The 19,760-nt window shown below is 55.2% G+C and carries 16 protein-coding genes; 15 read left to right on the plus strand and 1 reads right to left on the minus strand.

Annotated features, from left to right (window positions below; genetic code table 11):
- Positions 1-87 precede the first annotated feature (87 nt).
- The 9 genes from KVT28_RS00445 to KVT28_RS00485 all read left to right on the plus strand — a co-directional run bounded on the left by KVT28_RS00445 (position 88) and on the right by KVT28_RS00485 (position 8,795).
- Positions 88-1,056, plus strand: a complete 969-nt coding sequence (locus KVT28_RS00445) for an HNH endonuclease signature motif containing protein (protein ID WP_101764045.1) — start codon at positions 88-90, stop codon at positions 1,054-1,056.
- A gap of 143 nt (positions 1,057-1,199) precedes the next feature.
- The gene (locus KVT28_RS00450) at positions 1,200-1,922 is read left to right on the plus strand and encodes an RNA polymerase sigma factor FliA (protein ID WP_007891379.1); all 723 of its coding nucleotides are present in this window, start codon (positions 1,200-1,202) and stop codon (positions 1,920-1,922) included.
- A 51-nt stretch (positions 1,923-1,973) separates the two neighbouring features.
- The gene (gene fliZ, locus KVT28_RS00455; protein ID WP_007891377.1) at positions 1,974-2,477 is read left to right on the plus strand and encodes a flagella biosynthesis regulatory protein FliZ; all 504 of its coding nucleotides are present in this window, start codon (positions 1,974-1,976) and stop codon (positions 2,475-2,477) included.
- A 131-nt stretch (positions 2,478-2,608) separates the two neighbouring features.
- Positions 2,609-3,595 carry a D-cysteine desulfhydrase gene (locus tag KVT28_RS00460; RefSeq protein ID WP_217546293.1) on the plus strand — a complete coding sequence of 329 codons (987 nt, stop codon included), beginning with the start codon at positions 2,609-2,611 and terminating at the stop codon, positions 3,593-3,595.
- Positions 3,596-3,702: 107 nt separating this feature from the next.
- Positions 3,703-4,503, plus strand: a complete 801-nt coding sequence (tcyJ, locus tag KVT28_RS00465; protein ID WP_176970384.1) for a cystine ABC transporter substrate-binding protein — start codon at positions 3,703-3,705, stop codon at positions 4,501-4,503.
- Positions 4,503-5,171: a cystine ABC transporter permease gene (tcyL, locus tag KVT28_RS00470; protein ID WP_064739084.1), complete on the plus strand. Its 669-nt coding sequence runs from the start codon at positions 4,503-4,505 to the stop codon at positions 5,169-5,171. Before tcyJ ends, tcyL begins: the two co-directional genes overlap by 1 nt.
- Entirely contained in the window at positions 5,168-5,920 is a 753-nt protein-coding gene (tcyN, locus tag KVT28_RS00475; protein ID WP_064739083.1) for an L-cystine ABC transporter ATP-binding protein TcyN, read from the plus strand. The genes tcyL and tcyN overlap by 4 nt, the downstream gene beginning before the upstream one ends.
- A gap of 236 nt (positions 5,921-6,156) precedes the next feature.
- Positions 6,157-7,245 carry an acyltransferase family protein gene (locus KVT28_RS00480; protein WP_217546296.1) on the plus strand — a complete coding sequence of 363 codons (1,089 nt, stop codon included), beginning with the start codon at positions 6,157-6,159 and terminating at the stop codon, positions 7,243-7,245.
- 467 nt (positions 7,246-7,712) lie between these two features.
- Positions 7,713-8,795, plus strand: a complete 1,083-nt coding sequence (locus tag KVT28_RS00485) for an acyltransferase family protein (protein WP_217546298.1) — start codon at positions 7,713-7,715, stop codon at positions 8,793-8,795.
- A 70-nt stretch (positions 8,796-8,865) separates the two neighbouring features.
- Here KVT28_RS00485 and putA read toward each other — a convergent pair whose 3' ends face one another.
- Positions 8,866-12,810 carry a trifunctional transcriptional regulator/proline dehydrogenase/L-glutamate gamma-semialdehyde dehydrogenase gene (gene putA, locus KVT28_RS00490; RefSeq protein WP_217546301.1) on the minus strand — a complete coding sequence of 1,315 codons (3,945 nt, stop codon included), beginning with the start codon at positions 12,808-12,810 and terminating at the stop codon, positions 8,866-8,868.
- Positions 12,811-13,258: 448 nt separating this feature from the next.
- Between putA and putP the strand changes: the two genes are divergently transcribed.
- From putP to phoH, 6 genes are all read left to right on the plus strand, one after another.
- On the plus strand, positions 13,259-14,743 hold the full coding sequence (gene putP / locus KVT28_RS00495) for a sodium/proline symporter PutP (RefSeq protein ID WP_110866398.1): 1,485 nt from the start codon (positions 13,259-13,261) through the stop codon (positions 14,741-14,743).
- Positions 14,744-14,950: 207 nt separating this feature from the next.
- A complete protein-coding gene (gene efeU / locus KVT28_RS00500; RefSeq protein WP_101764052.1) occupies positions 14,951-15,784 on the plus strand; it encodes an iron uptake transporter permease EfeU in 834 nt (277 codons plus the stop codon).
- A 54-nt stretch (positions 15,785-15,838) separates the two neighbouring features.
- On the plus strand, positions 15,839-16,954 hold the full coding sequence (efeO, locus tag KVT28_RS00505) for an iron uptake system protein EfeO (protein WP_217546303.1): 1,116 nt from the start codon (positions 15,839-15,841) through the stop codon (positions 16,952-16,954).
- A 2-nt stretch (positions 16,955-16,956) separates the two neighbouring features.
- A complete protein-coding gene (gene efeB / locus KVT28_RS00510; protein ID WP_217546306.1) occupies positions 16,957-18,234 on the plus strand; it encodes an iron uptake transporter deferrochelatase/peroxidase subunit in 1,278 nt (425 codons plus the stop codon).
- A 297-nt stretch (positions 18,235-18,531) separates the two neighbouring features.
- Positions 18,532-18,735 (plus strand): hypothetical protein, encoded by a 204-nt coding sequence (locus tag KVT28_RS00515; RefSeq protein ID WP_110866394.1) that lies wholly within the window; start codon positions 18,532-18,534, stop codon positions 18,733-18,735.
- Between the two features lie 72 nt (positions 18,736-18,807).
- On the plus strand, positions 18,808-19,596 hold the full coding sequence (phoH, locus tag KVT28_RS00520; protein ID WP_101764056.1) for a phosphate starvation-inducible protein PhoH: 789 nt from the start codon (positions 18,808-18,810) through the stop codon (positions 19,594-19,596).
- Positions 19,597-19,760 lie beyond the last annotated feature (164 nt).

Consider the following 19,760-nt stretch of genomic DNA (forward strand, 5'->3'; position numbering starts at 1 on the left):
CTGTTACAGTCCGCACCAAATCTGCCGATAACTCCCCTCAGAATCATTCCAATTTTTGAACCACATTTTTCCGTTTCTGGGGTGTCTATGCGCTTCAATTATGACTTGTTACCGGGTGAGCTACTGACCTTCGAAGAGATTGCCCTGCGCTACACGCAGCAGCATCCCGACGAGAAAGAGCTTACCGCACGCGGGTTGCTGAGCCCGTCGACCAGCTTTCGCAATTTGGTGATCCGCGCGCTGTTCGCGCAGGAGGAGATCAACAGCCCGATCGAGGATCTGCTGTTTGTCTCGGACGACAACGAGCGCAAAAATTATCTGCGTCGCTTTGAGCACTACCTGAAAAACCAGCAGGCGTTTCTCTACTTCCGGCGCAACGACGAAGCGCGTAAAGAAGGGCGCTGGAAAGTGGTCGGCGAAACTCAGGTGTTTGCCATGCTCGATCCCAATTCGGCAGCGGCACAGAATCTGCTCAACAGCCGGGGCTTTAAGCTGGTGCTGATGCGGCAGACCGAAGAGGATGAGTATTGGCAGCTGTTCGATGCGCAGGCGCATCCGTGCTTCCCGCTGTCGCGCAAAATCCAGTTTCTGGTGGTGTTGAGCACGCCGCAATACAAAGTGCCGAGCGGCGTGATGCCCGGCACCGAAGTCGGACGCCGTGTGAAAGCCAAAGTGCTGCAGCGCTCCAGCCAGGCGGAGTTCACCTCGGCGGTAAAAGCGCGCTACGGCGCCTGCATTATCACCGGCACGCAGCTGACCGAACGTCACAGCTGGCCGTGGGTGGAAGCGTGCTACATCGATACGCAAGAGAACGAAGAGGGCTTTCTGGCGGATAACAGCGCCGATAACGGCTTATTTCTGCGCAGCGACCTGCAGCGGCTGTTTATCAACAAAATGATAAGCATCAACGCGGAAACCGGTCAGGTGCTGTTTAATCCTGCGCTGGAAACTGAAGCGTTGATTACCCCTTTTTATCAGGCACTTGAGGGCAAAGTTTGCGCATTATGGGACGCGGTGCCGCCTGGCACGCGGGAAAGACTGCGTAATTTGCGCTAACGCCCGCGCGGATGGCGGTGCGATCCACCGCCATCCATAACAAATTTGAAATAACCTCGCTTTTGCCCGCCTATTCTGCCAATCAAAACCCCTACAGAATTGGATAATCATGCCGATAACTTTACTAACGCAGGGTAGTCAACGTGAACGATCTCTATACCGCCGATGGCGTGATGGATAAACATTCGCTCTGGCAGCGCTACGTTCCTCTGGTGCGGCATGAAGCGCTGCGCCTGCAGGTTCGTTTGCCAGCCAGCGTTGAGCTTGACGATCTGCTGCAGGCCGGTGGCATTGGCTTATTAAATGCCGTGGAGCGCTACGATGCGCTACAGGGCACCGCCTTTACTACCTACGCCGTGCAGCGTATCCGGGGAGCAATGCTGGATGAGCTGCGCAGTCGCGACTGGGCACCACGCAGCGTACGCAGAAATGCGCGCGAAGTGGCAGGTGCCATGCATCAGGTAGAACAAGCGTTGGGGCGCTCGGCTACTGAGCAGGAAGTGGCTGAGCGACTGAATGTTTCGCTGGAGGAGTATCGGCAGATTCTGCTCGATACCAACAACAGCCAACTCTTCTCCTACGACGAGTATCGGGAAGAACACGGCGACAGTGCGGAGCTGGTGACGGAGGGGCATGAGGAAGCCAACCCGCTTCATCAGTTGTTGGAAGGAAACCTACGTGACCGCGTGATTGAAGCGATTGAGGCCTTGCCTGAACGTGAAAAACTCGTGCTCACACTGTACTACCAGGAAGAACTGAACCTGAAGGAGATTGGCGCGGTGCTGGAAGTGGGGGAATCCCGCGTCAGTCAACTGCACAGTCAGGCGATCAAACGCCTGCGTGCCCGATTATCGGGGGCGCGCTAACAGTCTCAGTTCCTGGCGATCGAAAAAAACAATAAAACCGGGGACTCAGCAATGGGAGCCAAAGTTAAAGCCAGACCGTTAAGTCGCTATCTTAAAGACTATAAGCACAGCCAAAGCAATTGTTCACACTGTGGCAAAGTTTTAGATCGTATGGCGTTAGTCTTTCGCGGCCAGATCATCAATAAAGAGGCCATCGCACGCATGGACCAAATGATTGACGATCAGGTGTGGATGAAACTCCAGCCAGAATTGACCGCCTTGTGTCGTTTCTGCAGCGATATATTTTGTAATACCCATCCGAATTACTTCGACATTATGGCGTTTAAGCAATACCTGTTTGAGCAGACCGAGATGAGCCACAGTACCATACGTGAGTATGTGGTACGTTTGCGTCGGCTTGATGACATGCTGAAGGCGAAAAATTTCCCGGCCGATCGTTTACGGGGCAATAGCTGGCATGAATGTCTGGAGAACGATCTGCCTGATGCGGGCAATAACAATTACCGCATCGCACTGCGCAAATATGACCAGTTTTTAGGCTGGCAGCAGGGCTGAGGGAGATCCCACCCTTGTTGTTGTCGAGCATGACAGCAACAAGGGCAGCACGCGGTGAATTCCGGGTGCGACTTTTCTCATCTTCTGCAACACTGTATGGATAACTGCACATTGCCCGAATGGAGGCTGCATTGTCCTTACATCTTCTGCACCAGTTCCCACGTCTTGAATTACTCGGTGCACCTACGCCGCTTGAGCATTTGCCACGGCTTTCTGACTATCTTGGTCGCGATATCTTTATTAAGCGCGATGACTTCACGCCGGTGGCCCTCGGCGGTAACAAACTGCGTAAACTCGAATTCCTGGCTGCGGATGCGCTGCGCGAAGGCGCGGATGTGCTGCTGACGGCGGGCGCCATTCAATCTAACCATGTGCGTCAAACCGCCGCCGTGGCGGCGAAGCTCGGCCTGAAGTGCGTGGCGCTGCTGGAAAACCCGATTGGCACCACGTCAGAAAACTACCTCAGCAACGGCAATCGCCTGATGCTTGATTTGATGGATGTGGAAATCGTCATGGTTGATGCGCTGCACAATCCCACTGAACAGCTGGCCGCTCAGGCCGAACACCTCGAAGCGCAGGGATTCCGTCCGTATATTGTGCCGGTTGGCGGTTCTAATGCGCTCGGTGCGCTCGGCTACGTTGAGTGCGCGCAGGAGATTGCGCATCAAAGCGAAGGCGTGGTGGATTTCGCCGCAGTGGTGGTCGCTTCCGGCAGCGCCGGCACGCACGCTGGCTTGGCGATTGGTCTGGAACAGCTGTTGCCCGAAACCGAGTTAGTTGGCGTTACCGTGTCGCGCAAAGTCGAGGCGCAGTTGCCGGTGGTGGAGCGCATTCGCAGCGCGCTGGCTGAGCAGCTGGAAGTGCAGGCCAAAGCGCCAATCACCTTGTGGGATGATTACTTCGCGCCGCGTTACGGCGAGCCGAACGAAGAGGGCATGGCGGCGGTGAAACTGCTGGCGCGGCTGGAAGGCATCATGCTCGATCCGGTGTATACCGGTAAAGCGATGGCGGGATTAATTGATGGCATTGCGCAAAATCGCTTCCGTCGTGAAGGTCCGCTGCTGTTCGTGCATACCGGTGGATCGCCGGCGTTATTTGCTTATCACCCTTCGGTCTGAGACAGAACGTAAAAACGGTTTATAATCCGGCGGTTATTCAGAAGAGATCGCCATAAATGGCGACTCTACAAAGCACACAACAACACATCACAATAAATGGGGTAAACATGACTTTCTCTCCTCTTCGTCGCCAAATGGTGATGGGCATGATGGCGGTCGCGCTGGTTGCGGGCGTTAACGTTAAATCCTTCGCCGCAGAAGATTTGCTGGCAAAAGTAAAGAGTAAAGGCGAGCTGCGCGTCGGTCTGGAAGGCACTTATCCGCCGTTCAGCTTCCAGGATGAAAAAGGCCAGCTGACCGGCTTCGAAGTGGAGTTCGCGCAGGCGCTGGCTCAACACCTTGGCGTTAAAGCCGATCTGCGTCCGACCAAATGGGACGGCATGCTGGCCTCGCTGGATTCCAAACGCATCGACGTGGTGATCAATCAGGTCACCATCTCGCCAGAGCGCAAAAAGAAGTATGACTTCTCCACGCCGTACACCGTCTCAGGCGTGCAGGCGCTGACGCTGAAGAAAAACGCGGCCACCGTCACCAAGCCAGACGATCTGGCAGGCAAGAAAGTCGGCGTTGGTCTCGGCTCCAACTACGAGCAATGGCTGAAGGATAACGTGCCGAAAGCCGATGTGCGTACCTATGATGATGACCCAACCAAGTATCAGGATCTGCGTTCAGGCCGTTTAGACGCCATTCTTGTTGACCGCCTGGCGGCGCTGGATCTGGTGAAGAAAACCGGCGACACCATGGCGGTAGCGGGCCCGGCCTTCTCCCGTCTGGAATCGGGCGTGGCGCTGCGTAAAGGCAACGACGATCTGCTGAAAGCGATCGACTCCGCCATCGCGGACATGCAGAAAGATGGCTCGCTGAGCAAACTGTCTGAAAAATGGTTCGGCGCGGACGTCACTAAATAATGCAGGAAAGCTTACAACTGGTGCTGGATTCAGCACCATTCTTACTCAAAGGCGCGCTGTTCACGCTGCAGCTGAGTATCGGCGGGATGTTCTTCGGCCTGATACTCGGCTTCGTGCTGGCGCTGATGCGCCTGTCACACTTCTGGCCGATCAACTGGCTGGCACGCATCTACGTGTCGATTTTCCGTGGCACGCCGCTCATCGCCCAACTGTTTATGATCTATTACGGTCTGCCGCAGTTTGGTATCGAGCTGGATCCGATTCCGTCGGCGATGATTGGTCTGTCGCTGAATACCGCCGCTTACGCCTCTGAATCACTGCGTGGTGCGATTGCCGCGATTGAGCGCGGGCAGTGGGAAGCCGCTGCCAGCATCGGCATGACGCCGTGGCAAACGCTGCGTCGTGTGATCCTGCCGCAGGCCGCGCGCACCGCGTTGCCGCCACTGGGCAACAGCTTTATCAGCCTGGTGAAAGATACCTCGCTGGCCGCCACCATTCAGGTGCCGGAGCTGTTCCGTCAGGCGCAGCTGATCACCTCACGTACGCTGGAAGTGTTCACCATGTATCTGGCGGCCTCGCTGATTTACTGGGTGATGGCGACCGTGCTGTCGGCGCTGCAAAATCGCCTCGAAGCGCATGTGAATCGACAGGATCGGGAGGGCAAATGAGTGCAATTGAAGTCCGTCAGCTGGTGAAGCAGTTTCACGGCCAGACGGTGCTGCACGGCATCGATCTCGACGTGGCACCAGGCGAAGTGGTGGCTATTATCGGGCCAAGCGGCTCCGGTAAAACTACGCTGCTGCGCAGTATCAATTTGCTGGAAGTGCCGGAAAGCGGACGTATTAAAGTTGGCGATATTGCCATTGATGCGGCGCTCGGCCTCAATAAGCAGAAGCAGCTGGTGCGCCAGTTGCGTCAGCAGGTTGGCTTTGTGTTCCAGAACTTCAATCTGTTCCCGCACCGCTCGGTGCTGGAGAACATCATTGAAGGGCCGGTGATCGTGAAGGGCGAGCCGAAGGCGGAAGCCATCGCACGTGCGCGCAGTTTGCTGGAGAAAGTGGGATTGCACGGCAAGGAAGAGAGTTTTCCACGTCGTCTCTCCGGTGGACAGCAGCAGCGTGTGGCGATTGCTCGCGCGCTGGCGATGCGTCCGGAAGTGATTCTGTTTGATGAGCCGACCTCGGCGCTTGATCCTGAGCTGGTGGGCGAGGTGCTCAACACCATTCGCGCGCTGGCGCAGGAGAAACGCACCATGGTGATCGTCACCCATGAGATGAGCTTTGCGCGCGACGTCGCGGATCGCGCCATCTTTATGGATCAGGGACGCATCGTGGAGCAGGGCGCAGCAAAAGCGCTGTTCAGCAATCCACAGCAGGCGCGTACCCGGCAATTTCTCGACAAGTTTCTTAACCAATAATCCCCAGCGTCGCCTGATAAGGGCGACGCTTTTCTTATCTCTCCCGGTATTTTTCTTCTCAGTATTTTCCTAAAATCAATTTACCTGAATTTAATAAACATTTGAATTTTAACGTTTAAATTTCACCAGTACCCGACATGAATTATGGTAATTTCTTATTAGGAAAGTCCCGATTGAGACATCTTTGTAAATATAAATAATTCTTTACAAATTCATGGCGCAATTAGGACATAGCAATGACAACTGCCAGGAAAGAGGTCCTGTGGATCAACACGCTCAAAGGGGGCTGCATTTTGATGGTGGTATTACACCATTCCATCATCACCACGTTCGCGCCTTCGCTGCATCATCTCACGGCTGGGCTGATGCCAGCGCACTGGTGGGTGGCGTTTAACACCTATCTGTCGCCGCTGCGCATGCCGGCCTTCTTTTTTGTCTCCGGTTTGCTGGCTGCCAGTTCAATCACCAAAAAGAGCTGGAAAGAGGTGTTCACCAAGAAGTTCAGCAACATCGTCTATCTCTACCTGCTGTGGGGCGTCATTCAGTGGCTGAGCATTCACTACATCTCCACCCATCTCGGGGAACGGCTCTCCAGCACTAAAAACGCCGCCTATGCGGACACGCCGTTTGAGTTCGTTAAGCTGCTGATGACCTCAATGACGAGCCTCTGGTATCTCTACGCGCTGGCCGGATTCTTCCTGTTCACCAAGCTGTTCCACAAACAGAAGATGGCCTTGATGGCGCTGGCGATTGTCGCGACTTACGCCGCGCAGTTTAGCCTGATTCCCGGCTGGGGACCCGCCAGCGTGGCGCAGAACTATCTCTATTTCCTGCTCGGCGTGTTCTTCAGCCAGGCGTTGATCGAGTTGAGCGAACTGAAGCGTCAGCACTGGTTGATGTTGGGCGGCATTGCGCTGATTGGCCTGCTGCACCATGTCGGCGGCATCTATAAGAATCCGTTCTACAGCTTGCTGACCATCGTGTTTGGCATTGTGCTGTGCCGCTTGCTCAATGAACATTTCAATATGGCGTGGCTCAACTGGATTGGCCGTAACACGCTGCAAATCTACGTGCTGCACCGCATCTTTATTGAGCTGCTGGGGCTGAGTGCGATTGTGCTGGCGGTGCATTATGGCTGGTTTGACCATACCGTCTTTAGCTGGGCATGGGCGCTACTGATGCCAATTATCGGCGTTGCGTTGTGTACCAGTATTTCGCTGCTGGTGTGGACGCTGCTCAACCGTGGTCCGGGCCGCATGCTGTTTCTCTATCCGCGCCTGCTGCGCAAACCTGCGCTCGAAAGCAAAAGCGCACCGCTGCAATAACTTTGTTGATTACGCGCCGCACATTCCGTAGCGGCGCAATTCATTGCACGATAAATCGCGCCGCTACGGAATGTGCGGTAATAAATCGCCTAGCACAACGCTAATATTCCTGCTTATCCATTTGGCACATTAAATAAATCCACATTTAGAATTTGAATTTAATCTGGCATAAGAAAGGGTGGATTGTTCTTAATTTCCCTACGCGACAACGATCACACTTATTTTACTTAATCCTCTTTTAGTGACTCAAATTAAGACAAATTTCCTTAGCCTGCTCAGGGTTCTATTTTTGTCTGGATGTGTAAAGTATTGTTATATCAGGACCACAATAAAACATTTAGGACTTTCGCTACATCATGCCCGCCCTGCCTGTTGAATAATCGTTTAATAATCATAAATGCTACAACGCTTATTTCCTCATCCTTCTTCTTTAAGACCTACACAGCAACAGCAGCGGGAGTCATCATATGAATAACGCCAGGAAAGAAGATATCGCATGGATAAATACCCTCAAGGGAGCCTGCATATTACTGGTGGTGTTGTATCACACCGTATTACCTGGATTCGAAGGCACGGTGAAATTATTGACGGCTGGTTGGATCCCGGCAGAAATATGGGTGCAGTTTAATACCGTATTATCGCCGCTGCGTATGCCGGCGTTTTTCTTTGTTTCGGGCTTATTAGCCACTAACGGTATTTTAAATCGGCCGTGGAAACAGGTGTTTACCAGTCGCATCACCAACCTGTTTTATCTCTATATTTTGTGGGGCTTTATTCAGTGGTGGTCGATTGTCGGCATCTCAACCGAGATCACCGGGCAGCGTATTTCACAGAACCTCAACGCGGCGTATGCCGGTTCGCTGCTGGAGTTCTTAAAGCTGACATTCCTCGCCATGAGCACTTCGTGGTATCTCTACGGCCTGGCGCTCTATTTCCTGTGCGCCAAGATCTTTAAACAGCAGAAAGTGGCGTTGCTGGTGGTGGCGATTGCGCTCAACTATCTGGCGGTGGAGAAGATCATTCCGTATTGGGGACCCCAAAGCGTGGCGCAGTATTTCCTGTTCTTCCTGCTGGGGGCATTCTGGAGCCCGATGATGCTGCGTCTCAGTGAATGGCGTCGTGACAACATTGTGCCGTGGGCGATATTGGCGGCGGTCTCGGGCCTGCATATCATCTTTGGTCTGGATAAGAGCCTGTTCCTGTGCATCCTTGCGGTGCTGGGTAGCGTGGCGGCGTGTCGCTGGTTGAACGCGCGTTTCAAGATGAGTTACTTGAATTGGGTTGGGCGCAACACGCTGCAAATTTACGTGATTCACCGCATCTTCATTGAGTTCTTCGGTATGTCGGCGATTCTGTTCGCCCAGCGCCATCACCTGTTTGAGCAAGCATGGTTCTCCATTATGTGGGCCTGTTTCTATCCGCTGGCGATTGTTGGCATCTGTTCGCTGTGTTCGGTGGCGGTGTGGCAGGTGACGAATCGTGGATTGGGGCAGTCGCTGTTTGTGTTTCCAACGCTGATCGGGTTGAAGCGGAATAAGTCTGCGGCCTGAAAATTCACGCGATGAATCGCGCCGCTACCAAATCATGTACTGACTGTAGCGGCGCACTTTATTGCGCGTCTTAACCGATGGTCATCAAACTCGCATTACCGCCCGCAGCGGCGGTATTGACGCTGAGTGAACGCTCAATCAGCAAACGCTCCAGCAGCAGATTGGTTTCGCCGCGGGCGAAGCCCTGCACCGAGACAATCGCGCCATCGCGTGCCGCGACCTGCTCACACAGGCTGCGCAGCTGATCGGCATCACCGTGATAAATCACCGCATCAAACTCCGCCGCCAGCGCATCCTTTACCAGCTTGACGTGCGCTTGCACTGCAGCAGGCAAAGACGTACGCAGCCCACGATGCAGCTCATCATCCTGCCAGATGGCCTGACTGCCGACGCTGGTCACCGCCGCCAGTTGCGTCAGCGCGTCTTCCGCGTTATCGGCGATGCACAGCACATGTTCGCGCGGCAGCAGGGTGAAGGTATTGCGCTCGCCGGTTGGGCCCGGCAGCAGACGCACCGTACCGGCCTGCGCCAGCTCGTCGTAACGCTGACACAGCGCCAGCAGCTCAGGCTTATCCTGCGCCCACTGCTGCAATGCCTGATGCGCACGCATCAGCTCGGCACGCACTGTGCTATCCACCGGGCGCTCGGCATCCTGACGATCAAAGGTGATACGCAGCGCGCCATCTGGACGGTTGGCCAGCAGGCGATAGAGATAGAGCGGACCACCGGCTTTTGGACCGGTGCCCGACAAGCCTTCGCCGCCGAACGGCTGCACGCCAACGACCGCACCCACCATATTGCGGTTTACATACAGGTTGCCGACTTTAGCGCTCGCCGTAACCTGCGCGATGGTTTCATCGATGCGGGTATGCACGCCGAGCGTCAGGCCGTAACCCGACGCGTTAATCTGCTCAACCAGCTGCGGCAAGTTATTGCGCGAGAAACGCACCACGTGCAGCACCGGACCAAACACCTCTTTATCCAGATCGCTCACCTGATCTAGCTCGATCAGCGTCGGCTTGATAAAGGTGCCGCTGTTCCACTCTTTGCTGTCCTGCGGATTCTCCTGCGCCGCCTGATAGACGGTGAAGCCCTTATTGCGCAGCGCCTGAATGTGACGTTCGATGTTGGCTTTAGCTTCGGCATCGATTACCGGACCAATGTCGGTCGAGAGACGTTCCGGGTTGCCCATGCGGCACTCGGCCATCGCACCGCGCAGCATTTTCAGCGTGTGATCGGCCACATCGTCCTGCACGCACAGCAGACGCAGCGCCGAGCAGCGTTGACCGGCACTATCAAAGGCCGAAGCCACGATATCCACCACCACCTGTTCGGTCAGCGCTGAGGAATCCACGATCATCGCGTTCATGCCGCCGGTTTCGGCAATCAGCGGCGTCGGACGTCCCTGAGGATCGAGACGACCGGCCAGATTACGCTGCAGCAATGTCGCCACCGCGGTTGAACCGGTGAACATCACACCGCGCACGCGCTCGTCGCCGGTCAGTTGCGCACCCACGGTTTCGCCCTGGCCCGGCAGCAGTTGCAACACGCCAGCCGGTACGCCGGCATCCAGCAGGATGTGCACCGCCTGCGCGGCAATCAGCGGCGTTTGCTCCGCCGGTTTTGCCAGCACGCTGTTACCCGCCGCCAGCGCTGCGGCAACTTGTCCGGTAAAGATCGCCAGCGGGAAGTTCCACGGGCTAATGCACACCACCGGACCAAGCGGGCGATGGGTTTCGTTATCGAAATCGTCGCGTACCATGCCAGCGTAGTAATAGAGGAAATCAACCGCTTCACGCACTTCGGCGATGGCGTTGTTGTAGGTTTTACCGGCTTCACGCACCAGCAGGCCAATCAGCTGCTGCATCTGGCCTTCCATTGCTTCGGCGGCACGCTCCAGAATCGCGGCACGCTCCTGCGGTGGCGTCGCGAACCAGATTGGACCGGCATTGACTGCCGCATCCAGTGCAGCCGAGACTTCGGCTTCAGTGGCTTCACGCACGCTGCCCACCACATCTGCTGGTGCAGAAGGGTTAAGCACCGGGCGGCTGACGCCTTCGCCCAATTCACCTTCTACCAGCGGTTGGGCAATCCACGGCTGGCTGGCGCTGTTGAGCAGGGCACTGGAGAGCGACGCCAGACGATGTTCATTCGCCATATCCAGACCGGCGGAGTTAGCGCGTTTGGCGCCATACAGATCGCGCGGCAGCGGGATTTTCGGATGCGGTAAACCAATCGCGCCTTCCGCGACGCCCATCTTCTCCACGGCGGCCACCGGATCGGCGACCAGCTCATCCAGCGGCAAGGTGTTATCAGCGATGCGGTTAACGAAGGAGGTATTGGCACCGTTCTCCAGCAGACGACGCACCAGATACGCCAGCAGCGTTTCGTGGGTACCGACCGGCGCATAAATACGACACGGTCGGTTCAGTTTGCCATCGGCCACTTTACCGACAACCTGCTCATACAGCGGTTCACCCATGCCGTGCAGGCACTGGAATTCGTACTGGCCTGGATAATAGTTATTGCCCGCCAGCTGGTAGATCGCCGCCAGCGTGTGCGCGTTGTGGGTAGCAAACTGCGGATAGATCAGGTTCGGCACCGCGAGCAGTTTGCGCGCGCATGCCAGATAAGAGATGTCGGTGTACACCTTGCGGGTATAGACCGGATAGCCTTCCAGACCTTCGATCTGCGCGCGTTTGATTTCGCTGTCCCAATACGCGCCTTTCACCAGTCGAATCATCAGACGGCGACGGCTGCGCTGCGCCAAATCAATCAGCGAATCAATCACGAACGGACAGCGCTTCTGATACGCCTGAATCACAAAGCCGATGCCGTTCCAGCCTTCCAGCTCCGGTTCAAAGCAAAGTTTTTCCAGCAGATCGAGCGACAGCTCAAGGCGATCGGCTTCTTCCGCATCGATGTTAATACCGATGTCATACGAGCGCGCCAGCAGCGTCAGGGATTTGAGGATCGGGTAGAGTTCGTCCATCACGCGCTCATACTGCGCGCGGCTGTAGCGCGGATGCAGCGCTGACAGTTTGATGGAGATGCCCGGACCTTCATAAATACCGCGACCGTTCGACGCCTTGCCGATGGCGTGAATCGCCTGCTGGTAAGAAACCAAATAGGCTTTGGCATCGCTGGCGGTCAGCGCCGCTTCGCCCAGCATGTCGTATGAGTAACGGAACCCTTTCTCTTCCAGTTTGCGCGCATTGGCCAGCGCTTCGGCGATGGTTTCACCCGTAACAAACTGCTCGCCCATCAGGCGCATCGCCATGTCCACGCCTTTACGGATCAGCGGTTCGCCGCTTTTACCGATGATGCGATTGAGCGAGCGCGACAGATTAGCCTCGTTATGGGTAGAGACCAGACGGCCGGTAAACAGCAAGCCCCAGGTGGCGGCGTTAACAAACATCGACGGGCTGCGGCCAAGATGCGATTGCCAGTTGCCATTGCTGATTTTGTCGCGGATTAACGCATCACGCGTCGGCTTATCCGGAATACGCAGCAGCGCTTCCGCCAGACACATCAGCGCCACGCCTTCCTGCGAGGAGAGTGAGAACTCCTGCAGCAAGCTTTGCACCATGCCGGCGCGGCCGGTTGCACCTTTCTGGTGCCGCAACTTATCGGCAAGGCTGTAAGCCAGCTGATGGGTTTTCTCGGCCAGCGGGGCAGGGAGACGCGCTTGTTCCAGCAGCATTGGCACCGCATCCGTTTCCGGACGACGCCATGCAGCGGTGATCGCTGAGCGGCTGACTGACTGCGGTAAAATATGTTCGGCGAAGTCGAGGAAAGGCTGCAGCGCCTCGTCGGGCACGCTTTCATCACCGGCGGCATCAATCAGCAACTGCGGAATTTCCGGCACGGATTCACCGGCTTCCAGCTGCTCCAGATAATTAAAAATGGCCTGCTTGATCAGCCAGTGTGATGTGCGGTCAAGCTTCTGCGCCGCCAGTTTAATGCGATCGCGGGTGGCTTCATCCAGCTTCACCCCCATGGTAGTCGTTCCCATGATGTCCTCGTCCTCAAAAGTAGTGATTCAACGCTTGCGTGGCAGCAATATCACCTATGTTGCAACTTTGTGCAACCAGGTTAAATGTGACCTCTGTTGCACGCTTTGAACCGCCTAAAGTGTTAAATCGATGAATGCGGCATGAAAATTGCTGCAAGAAACTCGCCAATGTTGCAACCGCCAGCAACAAGACGGTTCCTGAACCCGATGAGGTGCAACTCAAACTGTGAGCAGGCGCAACCTGCTGGCATTAAAAAAGCGAAGGAAGGTGAAACCGGTGTAACAGCTGTGTTAAATGCATTGTGCGCGCCGACCCTTTGCGGCAGGATACCGCGCCTCAAGAGAAATCGCTTTCTCTGGATGCGGTGAAACCAGGCTGCTGTCCCGTTCCGACAGCGCTGATCAAAAAGATTTCTCTTGATGGATCAAATAATAAGTGGAGAGACTCATGAGTGTAAGTACACCGATGTTGGTGACCTTTGTAGTGTATATCCTTGGGATGGTGCTGATTGGTTTCATCGCCTGGCGATCAACCAAAAGCTTCGACGACTATATTCTCGGCGGGCGCAGTTTAGGGAGCGTCGTGACCGCGCTCTCTGCGGGCGCTTCCGATATGAGCGGCTGGTTATTGATGGGCCTGCCGGGCGCCATTTTCCTGTCCGGGATCTCCGAAAGTTGGATCGCCATCGGCCTGATCATCGGTGCCTGGCTGAACTGGCGCATTGTGGCGGGCCGTCTGCGTGTGCAGACCGAGCATCACGATAATGCGTTAACCCTGCCAGACTTCTTCTCCAGCCGTTTCGAAGATAACAGCAAACTGCTGCGCGTTATCTCGGCGGTGGTGATTCTGATCTTCTTCACTATCTATTGTGCGTCTGGCGTGGTTGCCGGCGCGCGTCTGTTTGAAAGTACCTTTGGTATGGATTACCAGACCGCACTGTGGGCAGGTGCCGCTGCCACCATTCTCTACACGCTGGTGGGCGGTTTCCTTGCGGTGAGCTGGACCGATACCGTGCAGGCCAGTCTGATGATTTTTGCGCTGATTCTGACGCCAGTTATCGTGATTGTCGCCGTCGGCGGCCTGGATGATTCACTGGCGGTGATCAGGGCGAAGAGCCTTGAAAACCTCGATATGCTGAAAGGGCTGAACTTTGTCGCGGTGATTTCGCTGCTCGGTTGGGGACTTGGCTACTTTGGGCAGCCGCATATTCTGGCGCGCTTTATGGCGGCCGATTCGCATCACACCATCCGCAGCGCGCGTCGTATCGGTATGATTTGGATGATCCTGTGCCTGGGTGGCGCGGTGGCGGTGGGCTTCTTTGGTATCGCCTACTTCGAGAACCATCCCGATCAGGCGGCGGGCGTAAGCCAGAACGGCGAGCGTATCTTTATCGAACTGGCGCGTATTCTGTTCAATCCGTGGATTGCCGGTATCTTGCTCTCAGCGATTCTCGCCGCGGTGATGTCGACCTTAAGCTGCCAGCTGCTGGTGTGCTCCAGCGCCCTGACCGAGGATCTCTATAAAGGCTTCCTGCGTAAAAACGCCAGCCAGAAAGAGCTGGTGTGGGTAGGGCGCTTGATGGTGCTGGTGATTGCCTTGATTGCTATCGCGTTGGCTGCCAACCCGGAAAACCGCGTGTTAGGTCTGGTGAGCTATGCGTGGGCTGGCTTCGGTGCCGCCTTTGGTCCGGTGGTGCTGTTCGGCGTGTGCTGGAAACGCATGACGCGCAACGGCGCGTTGGCCGGTATGGTGATTGGCGCGCTAACCGTACTGCTGTGGAAAGATTATGGCTACGCCGAGCTGTATGAAATCATCCCAGGTTTCGCGTTCGCCAGTATCGCGATTGTGGTATTTAGCTTGCTGGGTCGCGGCCCATCAGAAGCGGCACAGCAGCGCTTTGCTGCCGCCGAAGCCCAATACCACAGCAAGTAACCTCTATCGCCATTGATGGCGACGTGTTTGATGAACCCCCGGGTGCGCAGGAGTGCGCACCCTCAAAACCCGCTCCCCCATCCGCAAAACAAAATTAATTTCCTGCAGTGACTTGTATTTCTCTCTTCAGTAATGATAATCACTATCGTTCGCACTTTACGTTTTTTTACCTAAGGTTTACCCTTCTTAAAATTCAAGAGGTTGATGATGTTCGTTCCCTTTCTCATTATGCTGCGTGAAGGTCTGGAAGCAGCGCTCATCGTCAGCCTGATTGCCAGCTATCTCAAACGCACTCAGCGTACCCAATGGTTTCCCGCCATGTGGGCCGGCGTATTTATCGCTGCCGCGCTCTGCTTAGCGTTGGGCATCTTTATTAATGAAACTACCGGTGAGTTTCCTCAGAAACAGCAGGAGCTGTTCGAAGGCATTGTCGCGGTGATTGCCGTGGTGATCCTGACGTCGATGGTGTTCTGGATGCGCAAAGTTTCGCGCAATATCAAAGCCACGCTGGAAAAATCGGTCGATCAGGCGTTGCAGAAGCAGGGCAGCAGCGGCTTCCCGCTGGTGCTGATGGTGTTTCTGGCGGTAGCGCGTGAAGGGCTGGAGTCGGTGTTCTTCCTGCTGGCCGCGTTCACGCAAGATGTGGGTTATGCGCCGCCGCTCGGCGCGGTGCTCGGCCTCGCAACCGCCGTGGCGCTGGGCTTTTTGCTCTATTACGGCGGCATCCGCCTGAACCTGGCGCACTTTTTCCGCTGGACCAGTTTGTTCATTCTGTTTGTCGCAGCGGGTTTGTCCGCCGGCGCCATTCGCGCCTTCCATGAGGCCGGTTTGTGGAATCACTTCCAGGATGTGGCGTTTGATATGAGCAACACACTCTCAACGCACTCGGTGTTCGGCACGCTTTTGGAAGGGATTTTAGGTTACCAGGAAACGCCAAGCGTCAGCGAAGTGGCGGTGTGGCTTGCCTATCTCATCCCGGCGCTGCTGCTGTTTTTCTTCCCGGCCCGGCCTGCAGTCAACGCGGCACGTACCACACGCTGAAATTTAATCAGGCGCGATTGCGCGCCTGTTCTTCCATGTAACAGGGATATCACTATGACGATTCGCTTCCGCCACAAGGCGCTGTTGGTTGCTATGCTGGCGCTTTCCGGCGCGGCTACTGCTGCCGTCCCGCAAGTCACGGTCACCGTGACGGACAAACAATGTGAGCCGATGTCGCTCAACGTGCAGGCCGGTAAAACCCAGTTCATCATCAAAAACAACAGCCAGAAAGCGCTGGAGTGGGAGATCCTGAAAGGGGTGATGGTGGTGGAAGAGCGTGAAAACATCGCGCCTGGCTTCAGCCAGAAACTCACCGCCAATCTGGAGGCGGGCGAATATGACATGACCTGCGGCCTGCTCAGCAACCCGAAAGGCAAGCTGGTGGTGAGCGGCGATGCGAAGCAAGCGGCAAACGGTAAACCGGATGTGCTGGAGCTGGTTGGCCCGATCGCCGACTACAAAGTCTACGTGATGAATGAAGTGAAAGAGCTGGTAGCGGGCACCAAAGCGTTTACCGATGCGGTGAAAGCCGGCGACATCGAGAAAGCCAAAGCGCTATTCGCACCTACGCGCGTGCATTACGAACGTATTGAACCTATTGCTGAGCTGTTCTCCGATCTGGATGGCAGCATTGATGCGCGTGAAGATGACTTCGAGAAGAAAAATGAAGATCCGAAATTCACCGGTTTCCACCGCCTGGAAAAAATCCTGTTCGCCGATAACACCACCAAAGGTGCCGAAGAGTTCGCCAGCAAGCTAAATCAGGATGTGCTCGATCTGCAAACCCGCATCAGCGAACTGGCGTTCCCACCGGCGAAGGTGGTTGGCGGCGCAGCCGGTCTGATTGAAGAAGTGGCCTCCAGCAAGATCTCTGGTGAAGAGGATCGTTACAGCCGTACCGATCTCTCCGACTTCCAGGCCAACATTGATGGCGCGCAGAAAATCGTTGATCTGCTGCGTCCGCTGCTGCAGAAAAACAACCCGCAGCTGCTGGCGAAAGTGGATGCTAACTTCAGGAAAGTCGACGGCATTCTCAGCAAATATCGCACCAAAGATGGCTTTGAATCGTACGAAAAACTGACTACCGCTGACCGTAACGCGCTGAAAGGCCCGATTACCACGCTGGCGGAAGATCTCTCACTGTTGCGTGGAACCTTGGGTCTCGACTGATCATGAGTGATAAAAATGACGCGGCGCAGCCGTCGCGTCGTCGATTATTGCAGGGATTAGGCATGTTGGGTGGCGCAGCCGCCCTCGGCGGCGGTTGTCCGTTCCATACCGCAGCCGCCGATAGCTTCTCTCCCGGCACGGTTGCACCCAACTCGCGCCAGCAGGCGCAACCTTTTTACGGCGCCCATCAGGCCGGTATCGTCACGCCGCAGCAGGCATCCATGATGCTGGTGGCGTTTGATGTGCTGGCGAGCGACAAAGCCGAGCTTGAACGTCTGTTTCGCTTGCTAACCGATCGCTTCGCTTTTCTCACGCAAGGTGGACCGGCGCCGGCGGTCACCAATCCGCAGCTGCCGCCGATGGATTCGGGAATTCTCGGTGCCGATATCGCGCCCGACAATCTCACCATGACGTTATCGGTCGGCACCTCGCTGTTTGATGAGCGCTTCGGCTTAAGCAAACACAAGCCTACACAGCTGCAAACCATGACGCGTTTTCCCAACGATTCGCTGGATGCGGAACAGTGCCATGGCGACCTGCTGCTCCAGATTTGCGCTAACACCCAGGATACGGTGATCCACGCGCTGCGCGACATCATTAAACGCACGCCCGATCTGCTGGCGGTGCGCTGGCGTCGCGACGGTTTTATTGCCGACCACGCGGCGCGCAGCAACGGCAAAGAAACGCCGATCAACCTGCTGGGCTTCAAAGATGGTACCGCCAATCCCGATACGCATAATCCGGCATTGATGGATCAACTCTTGTGGGTCACACACGAACAGCAGGAACCGGCGTGGACGCACGGCGGCAGCTATCAGGCGGTGCGTATCATACGTTTTCACGTAGAGATGTGGGACCGTACGCCGCTCGGCGAGCAGCAAACCATCTTCGGTCGTGAGAAGTTATCAGGCGCGCCGCTGGGTATGAAAAACGAGCATGACGTACCGGATTACAGCAAAGATCCCGATGGCGATTTGATTGCGCTGGATGCGCATATTCGTCTCGCCAATCCACGCACGCCGGAAACCGACAGCAGCTTGATGCTGCGGCGCGGTTACAGCTATTCCAGCGGTATAACCGGCTCAGGTCAGCTGGATATGGGTTTATTGTTTGTTTGCTACCAGCATGATTTAACCAGGGGATTTATTACCGTACAGCAGCGTCTCAATGGCGAAGCGCTGGAAGAATATATTCGCCCGATTGGCGGCGGATACTTTTTCGCGCTGCCGGGCGTGGCGGATAAAAACCATTATCTCGGGCAACCTTTATTGCAGGCCTGATTAATAAATGTGCAGCGCCTGCGGTGGTTATCGCTTCGCAGGCGCATTTGTTAAGTATTCCTTAAACTTTACGCTGGAAGTAATCACTTCCGAATGTTCTTAAAAAGTTATGTTACCCGTTAATAAATCATCTATATGATAAATATGAGAAATTTAATTTAAGGTAAAAGACCTTAGGCTTCGCTTATCTTTTTTTCTTTACTGCTACGTAAAAATAATGTTGCAAACCACCGTAAATATGATGCACTTTATTCATAAGCGTTGTCAGTTGTGTGGCTAAGCCACTGGAGTTCGCGCATGATTCGTCTCTCTTTGGGACAGTTAAATAGTTTCACCACACGCAGTCCACTGCGGGGGATTTCTTCCCTCCAACGTAACCTCGCTACTTTTCAAACATCGTTCTTGTTCAATCTCATTTTCTTTACCGGTGCGCGCCTGCGTCTCGGCGCTGATGCACACCATTCTCACTGGCTCGACACGGCTTACAAGGAAGCCAACTAAACCTCTAAAGCGTTCAAGTCATCGCCGCGGGTGATCCGCCGCGATAAATGAAACCAACTGTAAGGTGCCACTATGGGAAGACAGAAAGCAGTGATCAAAGCACGTCGTGAAGCAAGACGCGTTATTCGTAGCGACTCTCGCAGTCACCGTCAGCGTGAAGAAGAATCGGTCACTTCGCTGGTGCAAATGGGTGGGTTGGATTCGATTGGTATGGCACGTGATGCACGTGACCGCGGGCCGATTGAAGCCAGAAATGAAGCTCAGGCACACTATCTCCATGCCATAGAAACGAAACAGCTTATTTTCGCCACCGGTGAAGCCGGCTGCGGAAAAACCTGGATTAGCGCAGCCAAAGCGGCTGAGGCCCTGATCAATAAGGATATCGAAAGGATTATCGTAACGCGCCCGGTTCTGCAGGCGGATGAAGATCTCGGTTTCCTTCCCGGAGATATTTCCGAGAAATTCGCGCCTTATTTCCGACCGGTCTATGACGTTCTGGTTAAACGTCTCGGCGCTTCCTTTATGCAATACTGCCTGCGGCCCGAAATTGCCAAGGTAGAGATCGCGCCCTTCGCCTACATGCGTGGACGTACCTTTGAAAATGCGGTGGTGATCCTTGATGAGGCACAAAACGTCACCGCCGCACAGATGAAGATGTTCCTGACTCGCCTGGGGGAAAACGTGACGGTTATCGTCAACGGCGATATTACCCAGTGCGACCTGCCATCCCACGCCAGGTCAGGCCTTGCCGATGCGTTAGCGCGCTTCGAAGAGGATGAGATGATCGGCGTGGTGCGTTTCGGCAAAGAGGATTGCGTCCGTTCAGCGCTGTGCCAACGCACGCTGCACGCTTACAGTTAACCGTTTGATTGAGAATGTAGCTTAAGTAAAACCCGGCGCGCGCCGGGTTTTTTTATTGTGTCCCCCCTCGGCTCGACACCATCCCCCTGCGGTAACAATTAGCGCCATTGTATTATTGATACCTGTAAAAGTATTTTTGGTGATAAATGGCACTCCCGGTCAAA

This window comes from Pantoea sp. GbtcB22, from assembly GCF_019091025.1.
GTDB lineage: Bacteria > Pseudomonadota > Gammaproteobacteria > Enterobacterales > Enterobacteriaceae > Pantoea > Pantoea leporis.